Source organism: Nonomuraea sp. LPB2021202275-12-8, from assembly GCF_037044575.1.
GTDB lineage: Bacteria > Actinomycetota > Actinomycetes > Streptosporangiales > Streptosporangiaceae > Nonomuraea.
Map to the genome: position 1 here is coordinate 346,836 of NZ_JBAHWD010000006.1, position 17,471 is coordinate 364,306.

Annotated in this window: 18 protein-coding genes; 9 read left to right on the forward strand and 9 right to left on the reverse strand. The window is 71.3% G+C overall.

From position 1 onward, the window contains the following. Window positions 1-416: 416 nt before the first annotated feature. Both V5E28_RS14795 and V5E28_RS14800 read right to left on the reverse strand, forming a co-directional pair. A complete protein-coding gene (locus tag V5E28_RS14795; RefSeq protein ID WP_336207431.1) occupies window positions 417-863 on the reverse strand; it encodes a MarR family winged helix-turn-helix transcriptional regulator in 447 nt (148 codons plus the stop codon). Further along, window positions 860-1,486 (reverse strand): type 1 glutamine amidotransferase family protein, encoded by a 627-nt coding sequence (locus V5E28_RS14800; RefSeq protein ID WP_336207432.1) that lies wholly within the window; start codon window positions 1,484-1,486, stop codon window positions 860-862. Before V5E28_RS14800 ends, V5E28_RS14795 begins: the two co-directional genes overlap by 4 nt. 61 nt (window positions 1,487-1,547) lie before the next feature. Here V5E28_RS14800 and mads6 point away from each other — a divergent pair, with 61 nt between their 5' ends. Continuing rightward, window positions 1,548-2,891, forward strand: coding sequence for a methylation-associated defense system protein kinase MAD6 (mads6, locus tag V5E28_RS14805; RefSeq protein WP_336207433.1), 1,344 nt, complete (start codon window positions 1,548-1,550; stop codon window positions 2,889-2,891). 1 nt (window position 2,892) lies between these two features. Here mads6 and V5E28_RS14810 read toward each other — a convergent pair whose 3' ends face one another. Next, window positions 2,893-5,580, reverse strand: coding sequence for an AfsR/SARP family transcriptional regulator (locus tag V5E28_RS14810; RefSeq protein ID WP_336207434.1), 2,688 nt, complete (start codon window positions 5,578-5,580; stop codon window positions 2,893-2,895). Window positions 5,581-5,696: 116 nt separating this feature from the next. Here V5E28_RS14810 and V5E28_RS14815 point away from each other — a divergent pair, with 116 nt between their 5' ends. Together V5E28_RS14815 and V5E28_RS14820 are read left to right on the forward strand one after the other, a co-directional pair. Further along, entirely contained in the window at window positions 5,697-6,611 is a 915-nt protein-coding gene (locus V5E28_RS14815) for a M23 family metallopeptidase (protein ID WP_336207436.1), read from the forward strand. Window positions 6,612-6,684: 73 nt separating this feature from the next. Continuing rightward, window positions 6,685-8,073, forward strand: coding sequence for an N-acetylmuramoyl-L-alanine amidase (locus tag V5E28_RS14820; protein ID WP_336207437.1), 1,389 nt, complete (start codon window positions 6,685-6,687; stop codon window positions 8,071-8,073). On the opposite strand, the gene V5E28_RS14825 is transcribed toward V5E28_RS14820, so the two are convergent. Continuing rightward, window positions 8,070-8,885: an FKBP-type peptidyl-prolyl cis-trans isomerase gene (locus tag V5E28_RS14825; RefSeq protein ID WP_336207438.1), complete on the reverse strand. Its 816-nt coding sequence runs from the start codon at window positions 8,883-8,885 to the stop codon at window positions 8,070-8,072. The two genes, V5E28_RS14820 and V5E28_RS14825, sit on opposite strands and share 4 nt — an antisense overlap. 117 nt (window positions 8,886-9,002) lie before the next feature. Here V5E28_RS14825 and V5E28_RS14830 point away from each other — a divergent pair, with 117 nt between their 5' ends. Continuing rightward, window positions 9,003-10,049, forward strand: coding sequence for a DUF2293 domain-containing protein (locus tag V5E28_RS14830; RefSeq protein ID WP_336207439.1), 1,047 nt, complete (start codon window positions 9,003-9,005; stop codon window positions 10,047-10,049). Then, on the forward strand, window positions 10,046-10,420 hold the full coding sequence (locus tag V5E28_RS14835; protein ID WP_336207440.1) for an MmcQ/YjbR family DNA-binding protein: 375 nt from the start codon (window positions 10,046-10,048) through the stop codon (window positions 10,418-10,420). The genes V5E28_RS14830 and V5E28_RS14835 overlap by 4 nt, the downstream gene beginning before the upstream one ends. On the opposite strand, the gene V5E28_RS14840 is transcribed toward V5E28_RS14835, so the two are convergent. The 5 genes from V5E28_RS14840 to V5E28_RS14860 all read right to left on the reverse strand — a co-directional run bounded on the left by V5E28_RS14840 (window position 10,400) and on the right by V5E28_RS14860 (window position 14,682). Further along, window positions 10,400-11,005: a LysE family translocator gene (locus tag V5E28_RS14840; protein ID WP_336207441.1), complete on the reverse strand. Its 606-nt coding sequence runs from the start codon at window positions 11,003-11,005 to the stop codon at window positions 10,400-10,402. The two genes, V5E28_RS14835 and V5E28_RS14840, sit on opposite strands and share 21 nt — an antisense overlap. Window positions 11,006-11,122: 117 nt before the next feature. Then, window positions 11,123-12,319: a kynureninase gene (gene kynU, locus V5E28_RS14845; protein WP_336207442.1), complete on the reverse strand. Its 1,197-nt coding sequence runs from the start codon at window positions 12,317-12,319 to the stop codon at window positions 11,123-11,125. A 4-nt stretch (window positions 12,320-12,323) separates the two neighbouring features. Further along, entirely contained in the window at window positions 12,324-13,430 is a 1,107-nt protein-coding gene (locus V5E28_RS14850; protein WP_336207443.1) for an ABC transporter substrate-binding protein, read from the reverse strand. 23 nt (window positions 13,431-13,453) lie between these two features. Then, window positions 13,454-13,888: a RidA family protein gene (locus V5E28_RS14855; RefSeq protein ID WP_336207444.1), complete on the reverse strand. Its 435-nt coding sequence runs from the start codon at window positions 13,886-13,888 to the stop codon at window positions 13,454-13,456. Then, a complete protein-coding gene (locus tag V5E28_RS14860) occupies window positions 13,885-14,682 on the reverse strand; it encodes a 2-keto-4-pentenoate hydratase (RefSeq protein ID WP_336207445.1) in 798 nt (265 codons plus the stop codon). The genes V5E28_RS14855 and V5E28_RS14860 overlap by 4 nt, the downstream gene beginning before the upstream one ends. Before the next feature lie 118 nt (window positions 14,683-14,800). Here V5E28_RS14860 and V5E28_RS14865 point away from each other — a divergent pair, with 118 nt between their 5' ends. The 4 genes from V5E28_RS14865 (at window position 14,801) to V5E28_RS14880 (ending at window position 17,369) form a co-directional block, all read left to right on the forward strand. Next, complete coding sequence (locus V5E28_RS14865) at window positions 14,801-15,502, forward strand: dienelactone hydrolase family protein (protein WP_336207446.1); 702 nt, start codon at window positions 14,801-14,803, stop codon at window positions 15,500-15,502. A 181-nt stretch (window positions 15,503-15,683) separates the two neighbouring features. Next, entirely contained in the window at window positions 15,684-16,103 is a 420-nt protein-coding gene (locus tag V5E28_RS14870) for a VanZ family protein (protein WP_336207447.1), read from the forward strand. Window positions 16,104-16,255: 152 nt separating this feature from the next. Then, window positions 16,256-17,008, forward strand: a complete 753-nt coding sequence (locus V5E28_RS14875) for a GntR family transcriptional regulator (protein ID WP_336207448.1) — start codon at window positions 16,256-16,258, stop codon at window positions 17,006-17,008. Window positions 17,009-17,129: 121 nt separating this feature from the next. Then, window positions 17,130-17,369, forward strand: a complete 240-nt coding sequence (locus V5E28_RS14880; RefSeq protein ID WP_336207449.1) for a hypothetical protein — start codon at window positions 17,130-17,132, stop codon at window positions 17,367-17,369. Window positions 17,370-17,471 lie beyond the last annotated feature (102 nt).

Consider the following 17,471-nt stretch of genomic DNA (forward strand, 5'->3'; position numbering starts at 1 on the left):
GGCAGTGACCGATTGCCGCAACCCGATCTCCCCTGGCCGAGGTCAAGGGGCCGCCTCGATTTCTTGGCGTTCGGATTTCATGCCGATTGGCCGCTCAGCCGTATACGCCGTCGCGGTCCGCTGTCAAAAAGGCATTCATTTGTGTTCCGCCGAGAATGACGTAGCCGTTCCGGGGCCTGCGGTTAGGCAATGATCAACCGGCCCTTGAGAAACGCGGACCACGCACTGGGGCGCGAGTACAGGCCTCGGTGACCCGGCACTGAAAGCCGACGTCCGGCGCAGCCCTACGTAGCTGGAACGGCCAAGGAGGCCGAACGGACCGCCGCCCCTCTACCGGCGCGGAGCCGTACGGGCACGCTGACCCTCTACCGGCGCGGAGCCGTACGGGCACGCTGACCCGCGCCGGTGTCATGGACCTACTCGTGTCCGGTGAGCCGGTCCACGGCGGCCGACAGCCTGTGGAGGGACTCCACGCAGGCGCGGAAGCCTTCCATGCCGAGGTCCGCCGCGAGCCTGTCGGCCACCTCCTGGTGGGCGGGGCCGATCCTGTCGATCGCCGCGCGCCCCTCCGGGGTCGGCTGCAGCAGCTTGGCCCTGCGATGGGCCGGGTTGGGCAGGTACTCGGCCAGCCCCTTCTCCACCAGCAGGTCGGCGATCCGCTGCACCCCCTGGCGGGTCATCCCCATGGCCCTGGCGATGCCGGCCACGGGGAGCGGCTCGCGCAGGACCGCGCCGAGCACCTGCCACCAGGCCGCCGTCAGCCCGGCCGGCCGGGCCAGCTTCTCCGACACCTCCAGGAACTGACCGTTGAGCCGGAACACGGCCAGCGCGGCGCCGGAGAGCAGGTCGCCCGGCTCGCTCATGCCGACATCAGCACTTCGTAGGCCGAGGCGTCACTCCTGGCGAACAGCCGGTACCACGCGTCGAGGACCTCGGGGGTGTAGACGTCGAGCCTGCGGAAGACCTCGCGGGCGAAGGCCACCGGCTCCGTGGGCCCGGCGGTGACGAGGTCGCCGCCGGTGACCGCGTCCTGGTCGAGGTAGTGCTTGGACCCGGAGTAGCCGTCCTGCGCCTCCAGATAGTGCACGACGGCGCTGGTGTGGTCGCGGTCGTCGAGCAGGCCCTCGCGCGCCAGTCCGGCGACGGCTCCGCAGATGGCCGCGACGGGGACACCCGCGTCGAGGAACTCACGGGCCTTGCGGGCGAACGGCGCGAGGTCGTCGCCGGCGTCCCACAGGTCGGCGCCGGGCAGGATCAACATCGCGCTGTCCTGCGGCGAGAGCTCGTCGAGCGCGCGATCGGGGGTGATGCGCAGGCCGCCCATGCTGGTGATCGGCTCGCGGGTGAGCCCGATGACGACGATCTCATAGCCGCCCGGCTCGCGGTGGAAGCGGCCGCTGCGCAGGTGGGCGATCGCATGCCCGATCTCCCAGTCCGCCATGGTGTCGTAAACGCCTACATGGACCGTCTTCTTCGTTTCGCTCATGACAATATACTGTCATAACGACAGCATGTTGTCAATCGATTCCCATGCGAGGATAGGTCCCATGGCAGAGATCGTCGGCGGGGGACGTCCGGTCAACGACGCCGAGCGGCGGGTGATCTCCTACTTGCGAGATCAGGCGCCCGCCGACTGGCTGCTGCTGCACAACGTGGAGGTCCCGCGCGGCGAGGACGTCTTCGAGGTCGACCTGCTCGTGCTGACCGGCCACTCCCTCGTGGTCGTGGACGTCAAAGGCACCCGCGGCCGCATCGAGGTGTCCGGCTCGCGCTGGTTCCCGCCGCGCAGGGAGGCGTTCGGCTCCCCCGCGACCAAGCTGCGCGGCACCGCCAAGGCGCTCAAGGGCCTGCTGGTCTCCAGAGCCACGCAGCTGGAGCGCGTCTACGTCGACAGCCTGGTGGTCCTCACCTCGCCCGACGCCGAGCTGGTGGATCCGGCGGGGCGCGACGCCGCCAACGTCACCGACCTGCCACGGCTGATCGCCACGCTGAGCGACGTCTCCCGGGTCAGGCGCGGGTGCAGCCCGGACGCCAGGCCCTACATGAGCGCCATCCTCGACGCCCTCAACCAGACCGTGCGGCGCAGCACCGCGCCCCCCAGGTTCGGCAACTGGGAGGTCGAGGAGCAGCTCGGCGGCGACGCCAAGACGACCGAATACCGCGCCTTCAACGCCACCCTGCCGGGCAGCGAGACCGTGCTGCTGCGGGTCTACCAGGCCGACCCGCTGGCAGACCAGGCGGCGCGGGCGGCCGAGCGGCAGCGGATCGCCAACGCCTATCAGACGCTGGCCAAGATCCCGCCGCACCCGTGCGTGGTGCGCTCGCGCGACTTCTTCGCCATCGACGACGAGAGCCGGTTCGTGCTGGTGCTCGACGACGTGCACGGCCAGGCGCTCCACCTGCGCCTGGGCAAGGGGGTGCGGCTGGGCGTGATCCAGGACATGCTGAGCGGCCTGGCCCACGCGCACGCCAACGGCGTCATCCACCGCGCGCTCACCCCGGCCAGCGTGCTGGTGACGGACGACGGGCACGCGGTGCTCACCGGCTTCGACTACGCCAAGCCCGGGCAGCGCGACTACACGGTGGCCCACGAGCTGCACAACGTGCTCGACGCCCACTACGTCGCGCCGGAGTGCCACGAGCGGCCCGACAGGATGACCGCCGCCGCCGACGTCTACGCAGCCGGCGTGATCGCCTACCAGCTCCTCACCGGCGAGCTGCCGACCAGCTCCGACGCCCACGGCCCGGACGTGCCCGAGGTGGTGCGCCGGATGCTCGACCACTCCCCGGCCAAGCGCCCGAGCGCCGCGGAGTCGATCGCCGCACTCCAGGGGACGGCCCAGGTGTCCCGGTTCAGGCGCATGTTCCGCCGCATCATGTCCGGGGAGTGACTCAGGCGGGCAGCTCGCGCCGCAGCGCGCTGGCGTGCTTGAGGTAGTCGAGGGCCAGCCCGATGCGGCCGGCCGAGCGGTGCAGCTCGCCGAGGAGCTGGGTGGTGGAGGCCTCACCGCTGCGGTCGCCCAGCTCCTGGAAGACCAGCAGCGACCGCTCCAGCCCGGCGGAGGCCGGCGCCAGCTCGCCGCGGGCCACCTGCAGCCCGGCCAGGCTCTGCAGCGCATAGGCCCCGCAGTGCCTGTCGCCGAGCGACTCGAAGATCTCCAGCGCGTGCCGGTGGAAGGACATGGCCTGGTGCAGGTTGCCCATCTGCAGGCAGACGCAGCCCTCGCGGTGCGCGTCGCCGAGCTCCTGCGCCAGCCGCATGGCCTGGCCGAGCGACTCCGACGCCTGGGCCAGGTCGCCGGACTGCAGGCAGGCGCGGCCGATGGCCTGGCGGGCGAAGGCCTCGCCGTGCTGGTCCCCGGCCGCCAGGAACATGGCCAGCGCCTGCCTGAAGTGGCCGAGCGAGCGGGCCTGGCTGCCGCGGAACTGGCTGACCGCGCCCAGCCCGCAGACCGAGGTGGCCTCCGCCCTCGTGTCACCCAGCTCGCGGAACAGCCGGCGGGAGCGGGTGAAGCCGTCGGCGGCCTCGTCGTACCGGTCCTGGTAGAGGGCGACCTGGGCCAGGCCCCTGAGCATGGCGGCCTCCCCGTAGATGTCGCCGGCGGCGCGGGCGGCGGCCAGCGCGACGCTGTGCGTGCGCTGCCAGGTGTCGAGGTGGCAGTGCAGGTCCAGGTACGGGACCATGGCGGCGGCCAGGCCCCACGCCGAGGCGGCCAGCCCCGCCTGGGCCGCCACGCCGACCGCGCCGGCCAGCGCTTCGTGCTCGGCCTCGAACCAGGACAGCGGGTCCACCGTGAGCCTGTCCAGCGTCTGCTCGGGCAGCCGCCAGCGGGGCGCCCTCGCCGCGGTGAGGCTGAAGACCGTGGTGGGCAGCCGGTCCATGGCGTGCTCGGTGGTCGCGGTCCAGGCGGCCAGCACCCTGGCCAGGCCGCTCCCGTCGGGTCCGCGTTCGAGGGCGTGACGGCGGATCAGGTCGGGCACCCGATAGCGCGGCTGGCCCACCGGGTCCGTGCCGACCAGCTCCAGCAGGTTGACGTCCACGAGCAGGTCGGTGACGTCGTCGGCGCGGTGGCGGTCCAGCGCGGCGCCGACCACCCAGCCGGGCTGGGCGTGCCCGCCGAGCAGGCCGAGCGTGCCCAGCGTGCGCGCCGCCTCGTCCGGCAGGTAGCGATAGCTGCGGTCGAGGCTGGCCCCGACCTCCTTCAGCTCGCCGAGCCGGTCGTCGGCGAGGCGCTGCCTGAGCACCGACAGCGACCAGCCCGGCCGCCCCGCCAGCCGCGCGCCGGCGCTCCTGACGGCGAGCGGCAGCCGGGCGCACGCTTCGACGATGGCCAGGGCGTCCTCGCGCTCGCGGGCCACCCGTTCGGCGCCCGCGATCCGGCCGAGCAGCAGCAGCGACTCGTGGGCGGGCAGCTCGCCGAGGCCGATCTGCAGCGCGCCGGGCAGCTCGGTGATCCTGCGCCTGCTGGTCACGATCACCACGCAGTCGTTGCCGGGCAGCAGCGGCCGCACCTGGGCGGCGTCGAGCGCGTCGTCGAGCAGCACCAGCATCGGCCGCTCGGCGAGCATCGAGCGCAGCATGGCCGAGCGCTCGTGCGAGGTGGGCGGCGGGCCGTCCACACCGAGCGCCCTGAGCGCCTCGGCCAGCAGCTCGGCCGGCTCCCTGCCGTCGAGGTCGAGGTAGAGCTGGCCGGCGGGGAAGCGAGAGCGCAGGGCGTGCGCGGCGCGCAGCGCGAGCGCGGACTTGCCCACACCCGGCGGACCGGAGATCACCGCGATCGTGAACGGCCCGGCCAGAGCGGTCAGCTCGTCGCTCCTGCCGGTGAAGTCGGGCACGTCAGGCGGGAGCTGCTGCGGCACCGCGGGCAGCGCCTCGTCGGCCAGGATCGTCTCGTGGGCGCGACGCAGCTCCGCGCCCGGCTCGACGCCGAGCTCCTCCACCAGCTTGGCGCGGATGGCGGCGTAGGCCCGCAGCGCCTCCGCCTTCCTGCCGCCGCCGTGCAGGGCCAGCACCAGCCGGCCCCACAGGTCCTCCCGGTAGGGGTGCTCGGCCAGCAGCGCACGCAGGTCGTTGACCGCGCCGGTGTGGTCCCCGCGGTCGACGCGCTGGCCGATGAGCTGCTCGGCGGCGCGTAATCGTATCTCTTGGAGGGGTTCGAGCCGGCGGTCCCACATCGGGCTGCCGGGCAGGTCGGCCAGCGGCGCGCCGCGCCAGAGGGCGAGCGCTTCGCCGTAGCGGGCCTGAGCGGCCAGCTCCTCGAAGTTCAGCAGGTCGAGCGCGCCGTCCGGCACGTCGATCGCGTAGCCGGAGCCGTCGCCGCGCAGCATCCGCCCGCCACCGGGGTCGGCGCTGGCCAGGTCGGACTTGAGCGAGCTGACATAGGTGCGCAGGTTGGCCTGCGCGGAGCGGGGCGGGAGCTGCGGCCAGAGCACCTCGACGAGCTGGTCGGCGCCGACCACCCGGTTGGCGTCGAGCAGCAGCGTGGCGAGCAGCAGCCTGGGTTTCCTGCCGGAGATCCGGACGGCTCGTCCAGCCGATCGGACTTCCAGCGGCCCGAGCACATGGAAAGTGACCGTCATGACCGCACCAGCTTCTCTTTGGAGGCCTGACAGCTTTTTGTACCGGTTCTGGACGTTCTTTGTACGCCTTATTCCGACCCTGGTGCACAGAGATCCCTCCCGAAAGGATCACCCCCATGAAGTTCAGCGGAGCAATGGTCGCTGGTATCGCGCTGTTACTCAGCCTCGGAACGGCCTCCGCGGCCGCCGCCGATCCCGAGCCGGAGTCGGCGCAGGCACAGATCCTCGCGACGAACTTCCAGTTGCCCTTCCCCTGCGGTCAGGCCTGGACGGGCAACTCCAACCAGAGCAGTGCCCACCAGTCCTATGAGATCGACTTCAACCGGGGCAGCACGGCGGGCGCCGACCTCGGCGACACCGTGGTGGCGGCCGCGTCGGGCACGGTGGCCATCTCGGCCCACCAGGGCTCGACCAACGGCTTCGGCAACCTGGTCAAGATCGACCACGGCAGCGGCTGGTCCACGTACTACGCCCATCTGAACGTCCGCTCGGTCAGCGCGGGCCAGAGCGTGTCCCAGGGCCAGAAGATCGGCACGGTGGGCAACACCAGCAGGCCGGGCAACAACATCAGCCCGCACCTGCACTACGAGGTGCGGCAGGGCACGGGCTACCCGGCGAACGTCCGCCAGGCGGTCTTCAACGGCACCACGTTCGGCTACCCGAACCAGACCCTGACCTCGCGCAACTGCGGCGGCGCCGCCACCAACCCGTACACCGCCGAGGAAGTCTGCGGCAGCGGCTACAAGGTGATCGACTCGGCGGCCCTGGGCACCAGCGGCACCGTCTACCTGCTCTACAACAGCGGCAACGGCAACAACTGCGTGACGACGCTGAAGAAGACCTCGCTCGGCACCGCCACCGCCACCAGCGCCTACCTCGAAGTGCAGGGCAGCGCGAGGAAGACCGACTCGGGCAACTTCGCCTACTACGCCGGACCGGTCACCGCCGCGGCGCCGGGCAAGTGCGTCAAGTGGGGCGGCAAGGCCGGCTCCTCGGTCTACGACAGCCCCTTCGAACACTGCGGCAGCTAGCGCTCACACCGCCCCTCCAGGCCGCGTGCCTGGCAGGGCGGCCCCTTCAACAGTTCTAGGAGCACCACGGATCGTGAAAGCCAAGATCCTGATCGTGGCCGGGCTGCTCGTCCTGTCCGGCCAGCAGGCCGCCCAAGCGGCCGACAGCCCCCTGGCCGACGCCTTCGACAAGGCCGCCGCCACCTTTGAAGTGCCGCGCGACCTGCTCGTGGCCGTCGCCTATGCCGAGACCCGCCTCGACGGCCATGCGGGCGAGCCCAGCGCGAGTGGCGGCTACGGCGTCATGCACCTGGTCAGCAACCCCTCCACGCACACCCTTGAGCAGGCGGCCAAGCTCACCTCCCAGCCGGTGGCCGAGTTGAAGTCCGACGACGCCGCCAACGTGCTCGGCGGCGCGGCCGTGCTGCGCGCCCGGGCCGACGCGCTCGGGCTGAACGCCGCCGCGCGCAAGGACGCGGGCCGCTGGTACGGCGCGGTCGCCGCCTACAGCAACGCCGCGAACGACGGCACCGCCAAGATCTACGCCGACGCCGTCTACGAGACGCTGGCCCACGGGGTCGACGCCAAGGGCGTGGCGGCCAAGCCGCGGTCCGTGCAGCCCGACCTCGGCAAGTACGCCGACACCCCGCAGCGGCTCGCGGCGGCCACGGACTACCCCGGCGCCCTCTGGGTCGCGGCGAGCACCGCCAACTACGCGGTGTCCAGCCGCCCGTCCAGCGACAAGATCGACAGGATCGTCGTCCACGTCGCGCAGGGCTCGTACGCGGGCACGATCTCGTGGTTCCAGAACCCGGCGGCCAAGGTGTCGTCGCACTACGTGGTGCGCTCGTCCGACGGGCAGGTCACGCAGATGGTGCGGGAGAAGGACCGCGCCTGGCACGCGGGCGACTACAACAGGCGGTCGGTCGGCATCGAGCACGAGGGCTATGTGAACAACGCCTCGTGGTTCACCGACCAGATGTACCGGTCCTCGGCGGCGCTGACCCGCAACATCGCCGACAGGTACGGCATCCCGAAGGACCGCACGCACATCGTCGGCCACGTCCAGGTGCCCGGCAGCGACCACACCGATCCGGGGCCCAACTGGAACTGGACCACGTACATGAGCTACGTGACCGGTAGTTCAGGCGGCGGCAACCCGCACACCCCCGAGAAGGTCTGCGGCACCGGCTACAAGGTGATCGACTCGGCGGCCCTGGGCACCAGCGGCACCGTCTACCTGCTCTACAACAGCGGCAACGGCAACAACTGCGTGGCCACGCTGAAGAAGACCTCGCTCGGCACCGCCACCGCCACCAGCGCCTACCTCGAAGTGCAGGGCAGCGCGAGAAAGACCGACTCGGGCAACTTCGCCTACTACGCCGGACCGGTCACCGCCGCGGCGCCGGGCAAGTGCGTCAAGTGGGGCGGCAAGGCCGGCTCCTCGGTCTACGACAGCCCCTTCGAGCACTGCGGCAGCTAGACCGAGTCCAGGATGTCGACGACGTAGAGCATCGGCTCGCCCGTACCCATCGGAGGACCGCTGGTGGGCGAGCCGATGGCGACACGGCCGCCCACGCGCTGGCCCAGCAGCCCGGTCAGCCATCCGGGCGGCACGGCCCCCGGCACGAGCGTGAAGGCGCTCGGCCCGCCGCGGCGGTAGGAGGAGTCCACCGCCGTGCGTTCAGGCCAGGCGGCCGCGACGTACTGCACGACGACCTTGGCCCCGGCCCGCACCTCGGCGCCAGAACCGCCGATCAGGGTGCGGGGCGGGGTCGTGGGCGTCAGGTCGGCGGGCACCGCGGGCAGCGGCCGGCCGACCAGGCGGGCGTCCGGCGGGTAGCCGCCGAGGATGTCGAAGACGACCACCAGCGTCTCGGCCGGGTCGACCCCGTCGGGCTCCATGTCCGGCCCGAGCGCCTCCGCCGCCGTGCCGACCAGCAGCACCCGGCTGCCCGCCGCCTGTCCGATGAGCGCCTGCCGCCAGGTGTCGGGGACGTGCCGCCCGTCGAAGATGATCGTGGCGGGCTGGTTGGTGTCATAGGTGTTCAGGTGCGGCTTGTTGTCCGACCAGTGGCGGATCTCGACGTCGGCGAGCACCACGTCGCCCGGCATGGTGCGGCGCCCGCTCCCGGTGGAGAGCACCGCGACCCTGGGCATGCGCCCGGGCTTGCCCCTGGGGATGGCGACGATCGGCCGGGCGCCGAAGGTGCCGGTCACCACGGGCAGCGTGCCGCCCTCCGTCACGCCACAGGACGTGGCGAGCACGAGTACGGCAGGCCAGAGCAGGCGCACGATTTCCCCCTATGAGCAGGCCCCCGCTCCCCTCTGGGCAGGACACCGCACGGTTACTTGCCGCGATCGCCACAAGAGATGCCCACCCGCCGACAAAGGGGCGGCACACTGAGGGGCGTGAGCAAGCCGAACCTGGCCCGCAGGGTCGCCGAAGCCGCCGAGATCGCGCTGACCGACCACAAGTACGTGACGTTCATCGATGTGGTGACGGGGCTGCGCTGGCTGCGTTCGCGCGATGTCGACCTGTGGCGTCAGGGCCGCGCGGCCACGCTCGCCGAGCTCGCGGCGGTCGACGAGGACCGCCTGCTGACCACGGCGGCGCTGCTGCAGGACTGGGCTCGGGCGAAGGGACTGCGTCCGGTGCCGACGCCGTACGTGTCGGGCAGCAGGGACCGCCGCCCGCTGCGTTTCACGGCGGGGCTCGAGCAGGACGCGTTCCGGGTGCACTGGCTGTCTCCCGACCTCAGCGAGGCGCGGGCCAAACGGCTCACGGAGCGGCAGAGCAAGGCGCCCGACCTGGTCGTCGTCGCGCCCCTCGACGCCTGGGCGTGCGCCTCCTGCCGCGACACCGGCCCCTTCCTCATCATGGAGGACGATCAGCCGCACTGCCTGACCTGCACGGACCTGGATCACCTCGTGCTGCTGCCATCGGGCGACGCGGCGCTGACCCGCCGGGCCAAACAGGAGAGCGGCCTGTCGGCGGTGGTCGTCCGGTACAACCGGCGGCGCAAGGTCTATCAGCGCCACGGCCTGCTGGTGGAGGAGGGCGCGCTGGAGCGGGCCGAGGAGCGCTGCCTGGCCGACGAGGACGCGCGGCAGCGCCGCCGCGAGCGCGACGCGGTGCGCAGGGCGGAGCAGGACGTCGAATACCAGGCCGCGATGGCGGCGCAGATCGCCCGCCTGTTCCCCGGCTGCCCGCCCGGCCGGGCGCGGGAGATCGCCGAGCACGCCGGCCTGCGCGGCAGCGGGAGGGTGGGGCGCACGGCGGCGGCCAGGGCGCTCGACGAGAACGCGATCACCCTCGCGGTGGTCGCCTCCGTCAGGCACCAGGACACCGACTACGACCGGCTGCTCATGGCGGGCGTGCCCCGCATGGAAGCGCGCGAGCGCATCAGGGACGGCATCGACCGCAAGCTGGCCGAATGGCGTAGCGTCCAGCCATGAGCGACTGGCACGACGTACGCGAAGAGCTCCGCGCGTTCGCCCTCGGGCTGCCCGAGACCCATGAGGACCACCCGTGGGGCGAGACGGTCATCAAGGTCAACAAGAAGGTCTTCCTCTTCCTCGGCATCGACGAGCGGACCGACAAGTGGGATCCGACCTTCGGCGTGAAGCTCCTGTCGGAGGCGCACGGCCACGCGCTGACCGTCGAGGGGGCCGCGCCCAGCGGCTACGGGCTCGGCAAGGCGGGGTGGGTGACCGTGCCGTTCCTGGCCGCGCTGCCGGAGACCGAGGTGCTGCTCGACTGGGTCGAGGAGAGCTATCGGACGATCGCCCCCAAGCGGGCGATCAAGCTACTGGACGGCCAGCCGTAGCGCGAAGCCGACCAGCAGGACGCCGGTGAGCCGCTCGATCCTGGCGCGGATCCGCGGCGTGCGCAGCAGCACGCCCGCCCGGTCCACGATCAGGTTGTAAAGGCTGAACCAGAGCGCGTACAGCGCGGCCACGATGCCCGACAGCAGCAGTGCGCTGCCCAGGGTGTCGCCGTGCGCCGGCAGAAACTGCGGCAGCCAGGTCACGAACAGCAGCAGCACCTTGGGGTTGAGCAGGTTGGACAGCAGGCCCCTGCGCACGTGCGCGAGCGGCGAACCGGCGGGCGCGGCCTCGGGCTGCTCGGCGACCTGGCGGCGGCTGGTCAGCAGCGAGTGGACACCGAGCCAGAGCAGATAGCAGACGCCGAGCCCGCGGACCACGGTGAACGCGGCGGGCGAGGCCACCAGCAGGGCCGACAGGCCGATCGCGGCGCCGGCGGCGTGCACCGACAGGCCGAGCAGGCCGCCCAGCATGGTGAGCAGCCCGGCCATCCGGCCGTGGGCGAGAGAGTTGCGCATGATCAGGGCGGCGTCGGGGCCGGGAATCATGATCATGACGAGCGTGGTGACCACGAAGGTCGGCAGCATGGAGGGGGTCTCCCGGAGCTGAGAGCGCGCTCCGGTCAACCCGCTCGTGCGCAGGCCGCACGGTGACGCGGGCGAACATCGACAGTGCCTTGTGGGCACCGCCGAATGTTACCCGGCTCAGGTGACCGCCAGGCGCGGGGCATGTCTCTCGTCCCGCCAGTCCTCCTTGTCCAGCACCTCCAGCAGGGTGACCGCGGCGTCGAACACGTCCACGTACCGGTTGTACAGCGGCGCGAAGCCGAAGCGCAGGATGTCGGGCGCCCGGAAGTCGCCGTGCACGCCCCGGTCGATGAGCGCCCGCATCACCGGATAGCCGTCCGGGTGGCGGAAGCTGACGTGGCTGCCGCGCCTCGCCGGGTCGGCCGGCGAGGCGAGCTCCAGCGCGTCGCCGACGAGGTCGACGAAGAGCGAGCCCAGTGCCACGCTCTTGGCCCGCAGCAGGTCGAGAGGCACCCGCTCCCACACGTCGAGGGCCGCCTCCAGCGCCGCGAACGACAGCACGTGCGGCGTGCTCACCGAGAACCGCCTGATCCCCTCGGCCGGGCGGTAGCCGGACTCGAACGCGAAGGGCTCCGCGTGCCCGAGCCAGCCGGACAGCACGTTCACCGCGCCGGCGTGGTGGCGCGGGTTGACGTAGAGGAACGCCGGCGCCCCCGGCCCCGCGTTGAGATACTTGTACGTGCAGCCTGCCGCGAAGTCGGCCGCCGAGACGTCCACCTGGAGGGCGCCGACGCTGTGGCACACGTCCCAGACCATGAGCGCGCCCGCCGCCTGCACGCGGGCGGTCACCTCGGGCACGTCGTGGCGCTCGCCGGTGCGGTAGTCGACCTCAGACAGCAGCACCACGGCCGCGTCGTCGAACCTGCCCTCGGCGAAGTCGCGGATCTCGTAGCCGCCGAGCGCCTCCGCCAGCCCCTGGACCATGTAGTGGTCGGTCGGGAAGTTGCGCACGTCCGAGACGATCACCCGGCGGCCGGGGCGCAGCCTCAGGGCCGCCGACACCGCCTGGTGGATCGCGATGGACGTGGTGTTGCCCGCCACGACCTGGCCGGGCCCGGCGCCGATGAGCGGCGCGATCCGGTCGCCCACCCTCAGGGGCTGCTCGTACCAGCCGGCGCTGTTCCAGCCGCCGACGAGTTGCTCGCCCCACTCGTCCTCCACGGCCTGCCGCACCCGCTCGGCGGCCCGTCGCGGGAGCGCGCCGAGCGAGTTGCCCACGAGGTAAATGACGCCGTCGGGCAGCACGAACTCCTGCCTGAAGTCCCGCAGCGGATCCTCGGCGTCCAGCGAGAGGCAGTGGTCGCGATCCAGCACCTGATCACTCCTTCGGGGGGATGGTGGCTATTACCCGGTTTATCCCATTTTGGTACTGCCGGGCGTACCAGTTCTGCACCGGGTCGTGCGTGATGGGGTCCAGCCTCAGCCTGCCGCGCGGGCTCGCCAGCTCCCCCACCTCGCCCAGCGCCTTCGTCAGGTCCCCGCCCCGCGCCGCCGCCGCGTCGATGAGCCGCATGGCGTCCCAGCTCTGTAACGCCACCGCCGAGGGGTTCAGGCCGGTCTCCGCCTTCCACATGTCCACGAACGCGGCGTTCTCCGGGTTGTCCAGGGCCGGCGAGTAGAGCCCGACGCTGGTGATGCCCTCCGCGTCCGGGCCGATCGCCGCCAGCACGTCCTCGTCCGTGATGTTCTGGCAGGTAAGCAGCCTGATCTTGGAGTCGTAACCGAGCTGCTTGAACGCCTTGGCGAAGGTGACCGCCTCGCCGCCCGCGTAGAAGGCGTACAGCACCTCCGCGTCCGGGGGGATCCTGGCCAGGTAGGGCGCCAGGTCCTGCGTCTTGCCGTACGGAGTCAGGATGCGTTCGAGCCGGCCCGCGCCGTACCCCTCCTCGAAGCCGTCGAGGGTCTCGACGCCGCCCGAGTAGTCCGACGCCATGAGGACCGCGCCGCTCCCGCCGTAGCGCTCGGCGGCGTAGCGGCCGGCAGCGTAGCCGTGCGCGTGGTTGGTGTAGGACACCCGGAAGACGCCTGGGCCGCCCAGCTCGTCCGCTCCGGCGTTGGCGATCACCACGGGCGTCCGGCCCGCCTCCTCGACCGCCGACACGGCCACCGGCGAGGCGAGCAGGCCGGTGATCACGTCCACCCGGTCACGCTCGACGAGCCGCCCGGCCTCCTGCCGCCCCCGATCGGCGGCTCCCCCGTCGTCGGCCACGATCAGCCGGGCCGGCCTGCCGCCCAGCTCGCCACCGTGGCGCTTCAGATAGAGGCGCATGGCGGTCTCCATCTCGTCGCCGAGCATCGCGTAGACGCCGGTCTGGGAGATGATCGCGCCCACCCTGAGCTCCGGATCGTCCCGGGCCATGGTCGTCGCCGGCCCACCGCAGCCCGCCGCCATCAGCGCCACCAGCCCGACCACGGGTAACCGCATCCGGTGCTCCCTTCACGCCAAGATCATGATCGGTCCCGGGGATGGTAGGCGACGGCCTGCATCTCGATCAGCAGGTGCGGGTGCGGGAGCTGGTGCACGGCCACCGTGGTCCTGGTCGGTCCCTCCTCGTCGAAGAACTCGGCGTAGACCTCGTTGTAGCCCTTGAAGTCGTTCATGTTCACCAGGTAGGTGGTGATCTGTATGAGGTCGGCCAGCGATCCGCCGGCGGCCTTCAGGATGTCGCCGATGTTCTCGATCACGGCGCGGGTCTGCTCGCGGATGTCGAGGTCGGTCGACCCCGACTTGTCCACCTGGACGCCGACGAAGGTGTCGTCGGCTCTCCTGCAGTTCGTGCCGGACACGTACAGGAAGTCTCCGGCGCGCTTGACGTGCGGGAACCGCCCGCGCGGGATCGCCTTCCCGCGCACCTGCAGCGCGTCACCCCGGCTGCGTGTCACCGGGAGAACACCGCCCTGACCGAGCCGAGCCCGTCGATCCGGGCCTCGAACGCGTCGCCCGGCTCGACCGGCACGACCGGCCCGAGCGAGCCGGTCAGCACGACGTCCCCCGCGCGCAGCGGGAACGCGCCACCGCCCAGCGCCGTGGCCAGCCAGACGGCGGCATTGAGCGGGTGGCCCATGCAGGCGGCGCCGGAGCCCGCCGAGACCTCCTGCCCGCCCCGGGTCATCGTCATCGTCGCCAGCCGCAGGTCTGAACCCATCAGCGAGACGGGCGTGCTGCCCAGCACGAACGCGCCGCCGGAGGCGTTGTCGGCGATGGTGTCGGCCAGCGTGATGTCCCAGTCGGCGACGCGCGAGTCGGCGATCTCGATGGCGGGCAGGACGAAGTCCACCGCCCTGATCACCTCCGCCACGGTGAACGGCCCGCCCACCAGGTCGGCGCCCATCACCAGCGCGATCTCCGCCTCGGCCCGCGGCTGAAGGAACCTCTCCAGCGGCACAGGAAGCCCATCCAGATACGACATATCCGCAAAAAGCATGCCGTAGTCGGGTTGATCGATTCCGAACTGCTTCTGCATCAGCAGGTTCGTCACGCCGATCTTCCTGCCGACCGGCCGCCGCCCCTCGTCGAGTGCCCGACGCGTGTTGATCTCTTGTACTGCGTACGCGCCGTCCACGGTGTTGACCAGGTCCCGGATGGGCGCGCACGGCTTGCCCGTACGGGCCGCCTCCAGCAGCCGGTCGGCCGCCTGTCCACGCGCGTCCACTGCCTGCGACCATTCATCCTGCATCGGACTGCTCCTGCTTGATCGTGATCGTGGTCCACTCGCCTGCCATCGTCTCTCTCCAGCGCGCGGCGCGCCATGCCGCTGATACGCGACTCAGGGTTTCAGTCGCCATGCTGTGAGCATGCAGACTCGCATCGACCAAGTCACCGCGCACGACGGCTCCTTCGACGTCCACCTCTGGCTGCCGGAGAGCGGCAGCGGCCCCGGGATCCTGCTCGTGCAGGAGATCTTCGGCGTGGGCCCGTACATCAGGAAGGTCGCCGAGGAACTCGCGGGGCGCGGCTACGTCGTGGCCGCGCCGGACCTCTTCTGGCGCATCCGGCCGGGCTGGCAGGCCGAGCACACCGAGGAGGGGGTGGCCGCCTCGATCGAGCTGGCCTCCTCGTTCGACTTCGCGCAGGGGGTGGCCGACTGCGCGCTCACCCTGGACCACCTGAGCGGGCTCCCGGAGGTCACCGGCGGGGTCGGCTCGCTCGGGTTCTGCCTGGGCGGCTCGATCGTCTTCATGCTGTCGACGCAGATCGGCCAGAGCGCCGTGCTGTCGTTCTACGGCTCGGCCGTGCCCGACGCGGCCGGGCTGATCGAGCGGATCGACTCGCCGCTGCTGCTGGTCTTCGGCGGCAGCGATCCGTACATCCCGCGCGAGCGGGTCGCCGTGGTGGAGAAGGCCGCCGAAGGCAGGCCGAACGTGCGCGTACATGTCGGGGAGGAGGCCGGGCACGCCTTCCTCAACAGCGAGGCGCCGATTTTCTACCACCCGGAGGCCGCCGAGCGCGCCTGGGAGGTGGCTACGCGCTTCCTCGCCGAGCACCTGCCGGCCTAGCGGACCTGTCCGCAGGGTCAGCTTCCCGTAGCCGGGAACGGGCCGACATCATGGTCCGGTGACGCGGACGTGGGATTTGTGGGGAAACGTCATTATTGCTGGTACTTTTGCGCTTTTCGTAGGGGTGCTGGCAATCTTGCTCCTCGCCCGCCACCGGACCCGCGGGAAGCATCCGGCACCTGTGCGCACCGCCCTCGCCGACGTCGGGATCGTGGTCGGCACCGCCCCCTGGATCTGGATGATCCTCACCCCGGCGAACGGCCAGGAGGGTGTCAGCCTGGTTCCTTTCACCGACCTCGCATGGGTCGCGACCGAGCCATGGGAGACGGTGTTCGTGCAGGTCGGGGGCAACCTGCTGGTGTTCGCGGCCCTCGGCGCGCTGCTGCCGGTGCGCAGCGCGCGCTGGGCCCGCTGGACCCGCGTCGCCGCCGTCGCGGCCACCGCCTCGGCCCTCGTGGAGACCCTCCAGTACGTCCTGCGCCTGGGCCGCTTCTCGTCCGTGGACGATGTGCTCATCAACACCCTGGGGGCCGTGCTGGCGGCGTTGGTTACTCGCCGCTGGTGGGCGGGGCGAATACCGGCCAGGACCGTTCCAAGGTAACGGTCAGCGGAAAACTCCCGCTTCTCGACACACGGGCACACACCGCTCAAAAGAAGCCCGGGACCAACCTCCGTATCTGTGCGATCGTGGACAAGACGGGGCAAGTTCTCTGGAGACGCCAAACCCGCTTGGTGACAGAGGGTGATCAAACTGTGTCTGAATCCCCGGTACCCCACGAGCCCCCCATCTATCGACGCATCGCCGACGGCCTCCGCTCCCGGATCCTGTCCGGCGAACTGCGCGACGGGGACCGGCTACCGGGCGAGAACACGCTCATGGCCGACTACGCGATCGCACGAGCCACTGCCAGGCAGGCGCTCGGTGTTCTGATCAACGAAGGACTGGCGGTGCCGAAGCGAGGCTCGGGGGTCTATGTGCGACTGTTCAAACCGATCCGCAGACACGGTTCGCGGCGCCTGGCGCGCGCGCAGTGGGGGCAGGGGCGTTCGATCTGGGACGCCGACACCCGCGGCCGCCCTTTCACCGTGGACGAGGTGGAGGTGGTACGCGAGCGGGCCTCCGACGAGATCGCCGGCGTGCTGGAGAGCCACGAGGTGTGGGTACGCAGGCGGCGCTACTCCGTCGACGCGCGCCCCGTGCAACTGGCCACCTCCTACTTCCCCGCCAACCTGGTCGAAGGCAGCGCGATCACCGCCGCCGAGACCGGGCCCGGCGGCGTCTACGCCAGGCTGAGCGACCTCGGCCTGCCTCCCGCCCACTTCACCGAGGAGGTGCGCGCCCGCATGCCCGGCCCCCGCGAGAGCGCGCTGCTCGGCCTTCCGGGAGGCACCCCGGTCATCGTCATCGACCGCACCGCCTACACCGCGGGCGGCCTGCCCGTCGAACTCAACGAGATGGTCCTGGACGCCGCCGCATACGTACTCCAGTACGACTTCGACGCCTAGGTCAAGCGGGAGAGTTAAGCGATAGGTTGACCTGTCCTCCGCGATCATTGAATTCTCTAGAGATGTAGCGCACCTTCGAAGGAGATGGAACCTCGCACAGGGGCCCTGGAAGGTTGACCAGATGACCTTTGACCGGCATCTCGCAGAAATCGCCCGGGAGTTCCCCAAGTGGACCATCTGGCGAAGCGACGCCGGCCGGTGGTGGGCCACCCGCCACCATCCGCTCAACGCGGAGCAGCGCGACGCCGGATGTGCGATGACCATCGACGCGGACGACCCGGACGCGCTGCGCGAGCAGCTCCGGGACCAGGAGAGGCGGGCGGGCGAGCGCGAGTGGCGCGCCGGCCCCGCCCCTCCGTAGGAAAGGCGATGGACCGTTCTCACGGTCCATCGCCCACGATCAGCCCGGTGCCGGGTCCAGCGTCTCGGCGGCTCCGGCACCGGGCCACCAACCGGGCCTCCC